The following is a 10126-nucleotide window of genomic DNA, read 5'->3' as shown; positions in this document are numbered from 1 at the left end:
GCGGGGGCTGTGTCGGCGGGGGCTGTGTCGGCGGGGGCTGTGTCGGCGGGGGCTGTGTCGGCGGGGGCTGTGTCGGCGGGGGCTGTGTCGGCGGGGGCTGTGTCGGCGGGGCCCGTCCATCTCGTCCGACGTGGTGAACCGTGCGGCCCAGCTCGGCGCGGCCGGACTTGGCCCCCAGCCCGCTGCGAACCCCCGCGAACCTCGCGAACGACCCGTTCGTGGCGTCCAGCCCGGCGCTGCCGGACCAGCCCGCGCCGCCCACGAAGGCGACCGGCCGACCCGCCCCACCAAAGCCGGTTCGCCCAACCCGGTGGCCCGGGTCACGGACTCAGCAAACTCACAGCGCCCACCGAGCACCATCCAGCCGGTGACCGCCCGAAACCCCCTTCGTACCCGCGCGTCCGTCACCGCCGGGCGCCTCACCGCCTGGCTCTCGCGCAGCGCCGGTATCGGCCAGGGCGGCGTCATCGGTGGCCGGGTCGCTCTCGCGCTCGATCCGCACGCGCTCACCCACCTCGGGCAGGACCGGACCGTCGTCCTCGTGACCGGGACCAACGGCAAGACCACCACCGCCCTCATGATCACCAAAGCCCTCGAAGCCCTCGCCGAGGTCGCCGCCAACAGCGGTGGCGCCAACATGCCCGACGGCGTCCTCGCCGCCCTGGCCGCGCACCCCGAAGCGCCCTACGCCGTTCTCGAAGTCGATGAAACCTATGTCCCCTGGGTTGCCGACCAGCTGAATCCCGCCGTTCTCGTCCTGCTCAACCTCAGCCGCGACCAGCTCGACCGCGTCGGCGAGGTGCGGTCCACCGAACGGGATCTCCGCAAGGCGATCGAGAACCATCCCGAAACCACGATCGTCGCCAATTCCGACGACGTTCTCGTCACCTCCGCGGCGGGCGAGGCCGGCAAGAAGGTCTGGGTCGGCACCGGCCGCCGCTGGACCGGCGACTCCACCGCCTGCCCCCGCTGCGACGGCCTGATCGCCCACACCAAGGACCACTGGAGCTGCGCCTGCGGCCTCGCCCGCCCCGAGCCCGCCTGGACCCTCGACGGCGACCTCGTCCGCACGCCCGGCGGCCGGCACGTCGACCTGGACCTTCGGCTCCCCGGCGACGCCAACCGCGCCAACGCCGCCTTCGCGCTCGCCGCCGCGCACCGGCTCGGGGTTCCGCCGCACACCGCCGCCGCGCGGCTGCGGACCATCACCGACATCGGCGGCCGCTACCGGACCATCCGGCGGTCGCGGCACTCCGTGCGGCTCATGCTCGCCAAGAACCCCGCCGGCTGGGTGGAAACGCTGCGCGTGCTCGACGAGGACACCCCCGTCGTCGTCGCCGTCAACGCCCAGGAAGCCGACGGCCGCGACCTGTCCTGGCTCTGGGACGTCCACTTCGAACGGCTCCGCGGCCGCCAGGTCGTCGTCACCGGCGAGCGGTGCGCCGACCTCGCCGTCCGGCTCTGCTACGCCGAGGTCGCGCACTGGGCCGAGCCCGACCCGGTCGCCGCGATCGACGCGCTGCCGCCCGGTTTCGTCGAGCTCGTCGCCAACTACACCGCCTTCCGCGACCTCGTCGGCAGGTTGCCCGGTGCCTGAGTCGACCGTCCACATCGGACTTCTGCTGCCGGAGGTGCTCGGCACCTACGGCGACTCCGGCAACGCGCAGGTCCTCTGCCAGCGGCTGCGCTGGCGCGGGTTCGACGCCGAGGTCGTGCCGGTCGGGCTCGGCGAGCCGGTACCGTCCACTTTGGACCTCTACCTGCTCGGCGGCGGCGAGGACGGCGCGCAGGCCCTGGCCGCGGCCCACCTGCGCAAGTACCGGCGCGCCCTGACGCCGGCCTCGGTCGTCTTCGGCGTCTGCGCCGGCCTGCAGGTGCTCGGCACCCGCTTCCGCGGCCTCGACGGCGTCGACCACGACGGCCTCGGCCTGCTCGACGTCACCACCGAGCCCGGCGAGCGCCGGGCCGTCTCCGAACTGGTCGCGACGTCGACGCAGCTGGGAGAGCCGCTCACCGGCTTCGAAAACCACCTCGGCGTCAGCAAACTCGGCGCCGACAGCAAGCCGCTCGGGCACGTCGTGCGCGGCACCGGCAACGGCGACGGCACCGAAGGCGCGGTGACCGACCACGTCGTCGGCACGTACCTGCACGGCCCGGCGCTCGCCCGCAACCCCGCGCTGGCGGACCTGCTGCTGGCGTGGACGGCCGGGCACCCGCTGCCGCCGCTGGACCTGCCTGAGGTCGACCGCCTGCGCGGGGAACGGCTCACCGCCACGCGCCGGCGACGGACGTCGTGACGACGGCTCCGCTTGGTTACGCTGAGTCGGTGAAACTGATCGCCGCGACCGGCGTGCGGATGCGGACCACCGCGGTGGCCGTCCTGGCGCTCGCGCTGGCCATCGCGGCCGCGCTCGCGGTGGTCGTGGTGCTGCTCGAGGAGTCGCTCGACCGCAGCGTCACCGAGAGTGCCCGCAGCACCGGCCGCCAGGTCGCCATCCAGCTCGTCCGCGAGGGCGCGCGCGACCTCAGCGCGTCCGACGTCGCCAGCACCGGCGACACCGAGGCCGTCACGCAGGTCCTGAACGCACAGGGCGTGCCGATCGCGAGCGACCCGGCGATCGTCGGGCACCCGCCGCTGACCGCCGCGCGCCCGGCCGTCGGGCAGGAAGCCATCGAGACCCTCCCGCTCGGCCTCAACGGCGACAGCGACGACTACCGCGTCGTGTCGCAGCAGGTCAACGGGCCGGGTGGGCCGTACACGGTGATCTCCGCGCGCTCGCTGGAGCCGGTCACCGAGGCGTCGACGCGCCTGACGCTGCTGCTCGGCCTGATCGCGATCCCGCTGCTGGCGATCTCCGGCCTGGCCGTCTACCGCGCGGTCGGCTCGGCGCTGCGCCCGGTCGAGCGGATGCGCCGGACCGTCGCCGAGATCTCGACGCGCGACCTCGCCGCCCGCGTCCCGCTGCCGCCGGGCGGCGACGAGGTGCACCGGCTGGCCGTGACGCTCAACGAGATGCTCGGGCGGCTCGCGTCGGCGCAGGCGGCGCAACGCCGGTTCGTCGCGGACGCCAGCCACGAGCTGCGCTCGCCGCTGTCCACGATCAGCACCGCGCTCGACGTCTCCGGGCGGCACCCCGAAAGCGCGCAGGACCTCGTGCCGGTGATCGCCCGCGAGACCGCGCGGCTGCGCGAGCTCGTCGACGACCTGCTCATGCTCGCCCGCACCGACGACGCGACCGACCGGCCGTCGCGCACCGAGGTCGACCTCGACGACATCGTGCGCGCCGAGGCCGAGCGGGTCCGCGGCGAGTGCGCGCTGGACGTCGAGGTCCGCGCCGGGCCGGCGAAGGTCCGCGGCAGCGAGGCCCAGCTGCGGCGGGCGGTGCGGAACCTGGTCGACAACGCCCGCGGCCACGCGCGCACGCACATCCGGGTGGCCAGCTCGGTGCGCGGCGACCTCGCCGTCGTCGAGGTGAGCGACGACGGCCCCGGCGTCGCCGAAGCCGACCGCGACCGGATCTTCGAACGGTTCGTCCGGCTCGACGCGTCGCGGCAGCGCGAACACGGCGGCACCGGCCTGGGCCTGCCGATCGTCGCGGGCATCGCGGCGCGCCACGGCGGCAGCGCGCGGTACGCCGCGTCGGACGAGCCGGGCGCGCGGTTCGTGCTCGAGCTGCCGGTGCTCGAACTGCCGGAGGAGGAGTAGTGCGGCTGCTGATCGTGGAGGACGAGCGCGAGTTCGCGGAGACGCTGCGGCGCGGCCTGGTCGCCGAGGGCTTCACCGTCGACGTCGCGCACACGGGCAAGGAAGGCCTCTGGCGGGCGACCGAGCAGGAGTACGACGTCGTCGTGCTCGACATCATGCTGCCCGAGCTGTCCGGCTACGAGGTGCTGAAACGCCTGCGCGCGGCCGAAAACTGGACGCCGGTGCTGATGCTCACCGCTAAGGACGGCGAGTACGACGAAGCCGACGCGTTCGACCTCGGCGCCGACGACTACCTGTCCAAGCCGTTCTCCTTCGTCGTGCTGATCGCCCGGCTGCGCGCGCTGCTGCGCCGCGGCGCGCCGGCCCGCCCCGCCGTGCTGGAGGCGGGCGACCTGCGGCTCGACCCGTCGGCCCGGACCGTCCACAGGGGACAGACGCGGATCGAGCTGACCGCGCGGGAGTTCGGGTTGCTGGAGTTCCTGTTGCGGCGCCCGGGAACCGCGCTGACGAAGAACGAGATCCTGGGCCACGTCTGGGACGCGCACTACGACGGTGACGAGAACGTCGTCGAGGTCTACATCGGGTACCTGCGGCGCAAGATCGACGTGCCGTTCGGCACCCGGACCATCGAGACGGTCCGGGGTGTCGGCTACCGGCTGGTAGACGTTACTCGATCGTGATATTCCGGGGGAAATCCCGGAATTGGTGCCGCTGGCCGTGCCGGTGCTGCGCCGTTTGCCGCCGCCGGTTGCCGCAGATCGCCCAGCCGTTCCCGCGAACCGGTGAAAAATGCCGTGCCGCTGCTCACCTGCGCGTGGTTGTGCCCGTTGCTACGGTGGGCACCCACCCGAGACCAGGAAAGCGATGACGGAATCGCCGCAACCGTTCCTTGCCCAAAACAACAATATACCGGAAACCTCCGGGAAATCCGTTTCCCGGCTTCGTGCCGTCGACGCCATTCGCGAAGCGACGGCACAGTTCGGCGTGGTCACGGGGATGACCCCGCACGCCGTGACCGGGGTCCGGACCCGCGCCGACGGCGGCTGGTCCGTGCTCGTCGACGTCGTCGAGCTGGCCCGGATCCCGGACTCCACCAGTGTGCTGGCCACCTACCGGGTCGACGTCGACGCCGCCGGTGAGCTGACCGCGTGCGAACGGCTGCGGCGGTTCACGCGGGGCACCACCGATTCCTGAAAGGAAGGGTGACACGATTGGCCGCTTCGTCCGATTCATTGGCGGACATTCTGGAACGCGTGCTCGACAAGGGCGTCGTGATAGCCGGCGACATCGGCGTCAGCGTCGTCGACGTCGAATTGCTGACGCTGCGGATCCGGCTCTTCATCGCCTCCGCGCAGACCGCCCGGGAAATGGGCATGGACTGGTGGACGAACGACCCGTTCTTCGCGCCGAACGCGCCGCGGGAGGAACTGGCGCGAACCGAATTGGCGGCGCGCGTCGCCGAACTCGAGGCTCGGCTGCCCGTGCCGAGCGGAAGGGAAGAACCCCGGTGAGCACCCGCGACTGGCTCTGCGCCTACGCGATCACCCGCAACCGCGACGGGCTGGACCTCGGCCCGGCGCCCCGGCTCGTCGGCTACCGCGACCTGGGTGTCGTCGTCTCGGAGGTGAGCCCGGCGCGCTTCGACCGGATCGACACGCTCGACCAGGTGGACGGCGCGCTCGCCGAGCTGGCCCGCGAACACGACGCCGTCGTGCGCGCGGTCTTCCGCCACGAACCGGTGCTGCCGCTGCGGTTCGGCACGGTCCTCGACGGCGAAGCCTCGGTGAAACGGCTCCTGGAGGTCGCCTACGACCAGGCCAGGGACTGCCTGGACGAGGTCGAGGGGCACCGCGAATGGGGTGTGCGGGTCCGGCACGTCGAGCCCGCCGCGACCACCCGGCCGGACACCGCGGGCCTGACCGGCACGCAGTACCTCGTCCGCCGGCGCGAGCGGCTGAAGGCGCTCCAGCAGGCGCGCGAGGACGTCGTCGGCGCGGCCGGGCGGCTCCAGGACGCGTTGCGCCGGCACGCGGCCGACAGCATCGAGCGGGCGCGGCCGCACGGCGTGCTGGTCAACACCGCCTACCTCGTCGAAGCCGGGCGCGAGGCCGCGTTCCACGCGGAGTTCGAGTGGTTCGCCCGCGAGCTGCGCGCGGCGGGCGCGACGGTGGAGACGTCGGGGCCGTGGCCGCCGTACTCGTTCACCGACGTCGAGCTGGGCGTGCCGGCCGATGGCTGACGCCGCCGTGGAGTCCGTCGCCGACCTGCTCGACCGGGTCGTGCACCGCGGCGCCGTCGTGACCGGGGATGTGATCATCTCGCTCGCGGGGATCGACCTGGTGCGGCTCGACCTGCGGCTGCTGCTGCTCGGGCTCGACGGATGAGCGAGCCCGTCCGGATCCCCGCCGACGCCGGCCGCGGGCTCGGCCACCTGGTCGTCACCGTGCTCGACATCCTCCGCGAAGTGCTCGAACGACAGGCGCTGCGGCGCATGGAGACCCTCACCCCCGCCCAGGTCGAAGACCTCGGCCAGGCCCTGATCGCGCTCGACCTCCGGTTCGAGGAGCTCCGCGCGGTTCTCGACGAAAGGTTTTAGGTGACCAGACCGGGACAGACCGGCGGCGGCCTCGCCGACACGCTCGACATCCTGCTCGACAAGGGACTCGTCATCGACGCCTCGGTCCGGGTGTCGGTGATCGGGATCGAGCTGCTGGCGATCGAGGCGCGGATCGTGATCGCCAGCGTCGACACCTACATCCGCTACCTCGAAGCCATGCAGCGGCTGCAGAGCACGCCCGCGCCCGGGCAGATCTCGCAAGGGCTCGGGCAGACGACCGGGCTCATCCCGCCCCCGCCGCCGACCCCCGCGGTCGCGGTGCCGACCGCGCCCGCGGTCCCGGTCGAGCAGCCGTGACGCTGCAGCTCTACGGCGTCGTGCGCGCCGGGCACCCGCGGGCGCCGCGGACGGTGTGCTGGGAAGACCTGGCCATGGTCGTCGGCGAACCCGAACCGGACCCGGCCGTGCACCTGGCGGTGGTGTCCGCGCTGGTCGAGGGCGGGCCGGTGCTGCCGGTCCGGTTCGGCACGGTGGCCGACGACGAGGACGCCGTCCGCGACGACGTCCTCGCGCCCTCGGCCGGCACCTACCGCGCGGACCTCGACCGGCTCGACGGCCTGGCCGAGGTGCACGTCTGCCTGCGGTTCACCGAGCCCGGCTCGGCGTGGCGGGCCGCCCGCTCCGACGTGCTGCTGAGCGAGGTCGCCGAGCGGGCCCGCGACTCCGTGGCGCTGCCGGCGGGCGAGTCCGCCGACGAGCGCTGGGCGTTCCTCGTCGGGATGGGCGATCTGCTCGTCGTGCGCGAAGCGGTCACGGCGTTGGCTCGCGGCGGCGTCCAGGCCGACTGGGTCGGGCCGCTGCCCGCGTACAGCTTCCTGGACCGGCGGACGTGTTCGCGGTGGACCTGGTGAGCGACGGCCGAACAGTCGCTGAACACTCCTTCCGGTACTGGCCGCCGTGGCTCGCGGTCGGCGATCCTGACGCCGTGGCCACCAGTGAAGTCGCGGCGCTCCCGCGCGCGTTCGGCGGTCCCGGCGCCGGGCCGGGCCGGTTCCGCGCGCCGTCCGGGATCGCCGTCGACGTCCGCGGCCGCGTGTGGGTGGCGGACACCGGCAACGACCGCGTGCAGGCGTTCACCCGCGACGGCGCGCTCGTGCGCGTCCTCGCGGGGCGGCTCAAGGCACCGGAAGGGGTCGCGGTCGACGCGGCGGGCCACGTCTACGTCGCCGACACCGGCAACCGCCGCGTGGTGCAGTTCTCGTGGTGGGGCGGGTTCGTGCGCGAGTTCGGCGGCCTGGACCGGCCGCGCGGGCTCGCGCTGGACCACGCCGGCCGGCTGCTGGTCGACGACACCGGGCGCGTGGCCCGGTTCGACACCCGCACCGGCGCGGCGCTGTCCGACACGACCGAGCCGATCAGCTCCCCGCGCGACATGGCCGACGACGGCGTGGGCGGGATCTGGGTCGCCGAGACCGGCAACCACCGGATCGTCCACTTCGGAGCGTCGGCCTAGGCGAGCCCGGCCAGCAGCGGCAGCAGGCGGTCCCAGTGCCGCCGCAGCGCGGCGGGGTCGAAGGCGTCGGTGTCGGACATCGTGAAGCCGTGGACGGTGCCGGGGTAGCTCTCGGAGGTGTAGTCGACGCCCGCGGCGTCCAGGGTCCCGTTCAGCTCGCCGAGCGCCTCGGGCGTCAGGTCGCTTTCGGCGTGGCCGAAGTGCACCCGGGCGGTGAGCCGGTGCAGGTCGGGCCCGGCGGCCTGCACCGGGGCGTGGAACGCGGCGAGCGCGGCCACCTGCTCGGGGTGGGCCGCGGCGGTGCGCGTCGCCAGGAGGCCGCCGATGCAGTAGCCGGTCACCGCGACGGGGCCGGGGCCGACCTCGGGGCGGGTGCGGAGGAACCGGAGGAAGGCGTCGGCGTCACGCCGGACGCGTTCGGTGGTGTGCGCCTCGATCATGGGCATCAGCCGCGCGAAGATCGCCGGCCGGGCCTCTTCGCCGATGTGCTCGGGAAGGTCGAACAGCGGGGTCGGGCCGTTCCGGTAGAAGGGGTTGGGGACGAGCACGTAGTAGCCGTGGCCGGCCAGTTCGCGGGCCATCTCCCGCAGCACGGGACGGATGCCGAAGCCGTCCGGGTACATCAGCACCCCCGGGTGCGGCCCGTCGGCGGGGAAGGTGGCGAAGGCGTCGGCCTCGCCGTCGAGGGTGCGGATCCGCAGTGGTGTGGTGAGCAGCGTGGTCATCGCCTCGGAGCATAGGCCGCCGGGCGCAGGGTGCCGCCTAGTTTTTCGAGATCGCGGCCGTCGCGCGCACCACGGCGGTGCAGCGGTTCTCGACGTACTCGAGCCCGCCTTCTTCGGCGATGCGGCGCGCCTCGGCGGAGACGATGCCCTGCTGCAGCCACAACGCCTTCGCGCCGATCTCGACGGCTTCGCGCGCGATGCCCGGCGCCTCGGGGGCCGGCCGGAAGACGTCGACCAGGTCGACCGGCTCCGGGATGTCCTTCAGCGACCGGTAGACCTGCTCGCCGAGCAGCTCGGTCGCCGTCGGGTGCACCGGGATGATCCGGAACCCGTGCGCCTGCAGGACCGCGGGCACGCCGTGCGCGGCCTTGGCCGGGTCGCGGCTCAGGCCCACCACCGCGATCGTCTTCGCGCCTTCGAGGATTTCCTCTGCCTTCATGTCAAGGAGAACGCGCGGCGGGCGTCAAAGCTTCCAGAGCCGCAGGCCGCGGACCCGGTAGACGGGCCAGAGCACGTGCCACGGCTTGCGGCGGGCGAAGGTCGCCGCGCACGTCAGGATGTTGCGGGCGGACGTCACCGCGACCTCGTGCTGGTCGGGCCAGGCCGCGCCCTTGGCGCCGACGGCGATGCGGAACACCGTGAGCAGCCCACGGCCCTGGAGGTCGTACTTCGCGCCGGTGTCCCCGGAGTCCGGGGCCAGCTCGGCGATCTCGGCGCCGAACGCGCGGGCGGCCTGCGGCGCGACTTCGGCGGGCACCACGCCGACGCTGCGCGTGATCGCCTTGCCGTGCATCCGCCGCGCGTAGCGGAACAGCAGCGAGCGCTCCCACCACGGCAGCAGCCGGTGGTGCGCCAGCAGCGCGGCGCACTCGCCGTGCCCGATCGCGAAGATGCTCGTGAGCTCGTCGTAGGCGCCGTTCGTCGCCGGCTCGTTCAGGTGCAGCCGGACCTCGAAGCGGGTGCGCGCGGTCAGTTCGTCGAGCTGTTCACGGCGATCGAGCCGCGCCTTCGCGCGGGAAAGCGACCAGTCGGGCATCGGACCTCCAGACGTCGCGCACAGGCTAAACGCCGCGCGGCGTCCGGAACACGCTTTCAGCCGATCTTCTCGCCGTACATCTCGCCGAGCGGGTCGGAGATCAGCTCGACGCGGGCACCGTCCGGATCGGACAGGTAGATGGAAGTCTTGCTCTCCAGCAGGTACCGCACGCCGGCCTCGTCGAGCTTGTCCTTGATCGCGCTCCACCGTTCGGGCGTGACGGACAGGGCCAGGTGGTGCAGTCCACCGAGGATTTCCGCGTACGGGCCGAGGTCCAGGCCGGGCAGGTCGAAGAACGCGACCGCGTTGCCGTTGCCGACGTCGAAGAAGAAGTGGCTGGAACCGGGGTAGTCGCGGTTCTCGATCAGCTCGGTGAGCGGGAAGCCCAGGATGTCCTGGTAGAACTCGATGGTCCGCTCGACGTCACTGGAGATCAGCGCGGTGTGGTGGATGCCGCGCCCGTTCGTCGCCGGTCGTTCGGCGGCCGGGCGCAGGTGGCGCTCGCGCAGCTCGTCGCGGAGCTCGGCCAGCTTGGCGACCTCGGTCTGGGTCGGTGCCATGTCCCTCACGTCCCTTCCTGGTGGTGTCG

At 73.1% G+C, this 10126-nt stretch carries 16 protein-coding genes; 12 read left to right on the top strand and 4 right to left on the bottom strand.

Annotation, left to right across the window (positions count from 1 at the left end; translation table 11 throughout):
* Positions 1 to 367 precede the first annotated feature (367 nt).
* The 12 genes from AB0J40_RS14930 to AB0J40_RS14875 all read left to right on the top strand — a co-directional run bounded on the left by AB0J40_RS14930 (position 368) and on the right by AB0J40_RS14875 (position 7776).
* Entirely contained in the window at positions 368 to 1597 is a 1230-nt protein-coding gene (locus tag AB0J40_RS14930; protein ID WP_364452489.1) for a MurT ligase domain-containing protein, read from the top strand.
* On the top strand, positions 1590 to 2297 hold the full coding sequence (locus AB0J40_RS14925) for a glutamine amidotransferase (RefSeq protein WP_364452486.1): 708 nt from the start codon (positions 1590 to 1592) through the stop codon (positions 2295 to 2297). The genes AB0J40_RS14930 and AB0J40_RS14925 overlap by 8 nt, the downstream gene beginning before the upstream one ends.
* 29 nt (positions 2298 to 2326) lie before the next feature.
* Positions 2327 to 3706: an ATP-binding protein gene (locus AB0J40_RS14920; RefSeq protein ID WP_364452483.1), complete on the top strand. Its 1380-nt coding sequence runs from the start codon at positions 2327 to 2329 to the stop codon at positions 3704 to 3706.
* Positions 3706 to 4386, top strand: a complete 681-nt coding sequence (locus tag AB0J40_RS14915) for a response regulator transcription factor (RefSeq protein ID WP_364452480.1) — start codon at positions 3706 to 3708, stop codon at positions 4384 to 4386. Before AB0J40_RS14920 ends, AB0J40_RS14915 begins: the two co-directional genes overlap by 1 nt.
* A gap of 109 nt (positions 4387 to 4495) precedes the next feature.
* Positions 4496 to 4900: a gas vesicle protein gene (locus tag AB0J40_RS14910; protein WP_364452478.1), complete on the top strand. Its 405-nt coding sequence runs from the start codon at positions 4496 to 4498 to the stop codon at positions 4898 to 4900.
* A 17-nt stretch (positions 4901 to 4917) separates the two neighbouring features.
* Positions 4918 to 5217, top strand: a complete 300-nt coding sequence (locus tag AB0J40_RS14905; protein ID WP_364452473.1) for a gas vesicle protein — start codon at positions 4918 to 4920, stop codon at positions 5215 to 5217.
* Positions 5214 to 5945: a GvpL/GvpF family gas vesicle protein gene (locus AB0J40_RS14900; protein WP_364452471.1), complete on the top strand. Its 732-nt coding sequence runs from the start codon at positions 5214 to 5216 to the stop codon at positions 5943 to 5945. The genes AB0J40_RS14905 and AB0J40_RS14900 overlap by 4 nt, the downstream gene beginning before the upstream one ends.
* Entirely contained in the window at positions 5938 to 6090 is a 153-nt protein-coding gene (gene gvpJ, locus AB0J40_RS14895; RefSeq protein ID WP_364452469.1) for a gas vesicle protein GvpJ, read from the top strand. The genes AB0J40_RS14900 and gvpJ (AB0J40_RS14895) overlap by 8 nt, the downstream gene beginning before the upstream one ends.
* Positions 6087 to 6302 carry a gas vesicle protein GvpK gene (gene gvpK / locus AB0J40_RS14890; protein WP_364452466.1) on the top strand — a complete coding sequence of 72 codons (216 nt, stop codon included), beginning with the start codon at positions 6087 to 6089 and terminating at the stop codon, positions 6300 to 6302. Before gvpJ (AB0J40_RS14895) ends, gvpK begins: the two co-directional genes overlap by 4 nt.
* A complete protein-coding gene (gvpJ, locus tag AB0J40_RS14885; RefSeq protein ID WP_364452464.1) occupies positions 6303 to 6620 on the top strand; it encodes a gas vesicle protein GvpJ in 318 nt (105 codons plus the stop codon). It begins immediately after the preceding gene.
* Positions 6617 to 7174 (top strand): GvpL/GvpF family gas vesicle protein, encoded by a 558-nt coding sequence (locus AB0J40_RS14880; RefSeq protein WP_364452461.1) that lies wholly within the window; start codon positions 6617 to 6619, stop codon positions 7172 to 7174. The genes gvpJ (AB0J40_RS14885) and AB0J40_RS14880 overlap by 4 nt, the downstream gene beginning before the upstream one ends.
* 74 nt (positions 7175 to 7248) lie before the next feature.
* On the top strand, positions 7249 to 7776 hold the full coding sequence (locus AB0J40_RS14875; RefSeq protein WP_364452459.1) for an NHL repeat-containing protein: 528 nt from the start codon (positions 7249 to 7251) through the stop codon (positions 7774 to 7776).
* Here the strand turns inward: AB0J40_RS14875 and AB0J40_RS14870 are convergent.
* The 4 genes from AB0J40_RS14870 to AB0J40_RS14855 are packed head-to-tail and all read right to left on the bottom strand — an operon-like array spanning position 7773 to position 10097.
* Complete coding sequence (locus AB0J40_RS14870) at positions 7773 to 8492, bottom strand: dienelactone hydrolase family protein (protein ID WP_364452593.1); 720 nt, start codon at positions 8490 to 8492, stop codon at positions 7773 to 7775. The genes AB0J40_RS14875 and AB0J40_RS14870 overlap by 4 nt on opposite strands.
* Before the next feature lie 46 nt (positions 8493 to 8538).
* The gene (locus AB0J40_RS14865) at positions 8539 to 8940 is read right to left on the bottom strand and encodes a CoA-binding protein (protein WP_364452456.1); all 402 of its coding nucleotides are present in this window, start codon (positions 8938 to 8940) and stop codon (positions 8539 to 8541) included.
* 24 nt (positions 8941 to 8964) lie between these two features.
* Complete coding sequence (locus tag AB0J40_RS14860) at positions 8965 to 9537, bottom strand: hypothetical protein (RefSeq protein WP_364452454.1); 573 nt, start codon at positions 9535 to 9537, stop codon at positions 8965 to 8967.
* Positions 9538 to 9593: 56 nt separating this feature from the next.
* On the bottom strand, positions 9594 to 10097 hold the full coding sequence (locus tag AB0J40_RS14855; RefSeq protein ID WP_364452452.1) for a VOC family protein: 504 nt from the start codon (positions 10095 to 10097) through the stop codon (positions 9594 to 9596).
* Between the last annotated feature and the right edge of the window lie 29 nt (positions 10098 to 10126).

This window comes from Amycolatopsis sp. NPDC049691, from assembly GCF_040675005.1.
Taxonomy (GTDB): Bacteria; Actinomycetota; Actinomycetes; order Mycobacteriales; family Pseudonocardiaceae; genus Amycolatopsis.
Note: the sequence above shows the minus strand (reverse complement) of the source record. Positions and strands in the feature narration are given on the sequence as shown.

What these genes read in the sequence shown, in the direction of transcription:
- AB0J40_RS14910 (WP_364452478.1), top strand. Translation starts at nt 4,496, where the DNA reads ATGCCGTGCCGCTGCTCACCTGCGCGTGGTTGTGCCCGTTGCTACGGT.
- gvpJ (WP_364452469.1), top strand. Translation starts at nt 5,938, where the DNA reads ATGGCTGACGCCGCCGTGGAGTCCGTCGCCGACCTGCTCGACCGGGTC.
- gvpK (WP_364452466.1), top strand. Translation starts at nt 6,087, where the DNA reads ATGAGCGAGCCCGTCCGGATCCCCGCCGACGCCGGCCGCGGGCTCGGC.
- AB0J40_RS14865 (WP_364452456.1), bottom strand. Translation starts at nt 8,940, where the DNA reads ATGAAGGCAGAGGAAATCCTCGAAGGCGCGAAGACGATCGCGGTGGTG.
- AB0J40_RS14860 (WP_364452454.1), bottom strand. Translation starts at nt 9,537, where the DNA reads ATGCCCGACTGGTCGCTTTCCCGCGCGAAGGCGCGGCTCGATCGCCGT.
- AB0J40_RS14855 (WP_364452452.1), bottom strand. Translation starts at nt 10,097, where the DNA reads ATGGCACCGACCCAGACCGAGGTCGCCAAGCTGGCCGAGCTCCGCGAC.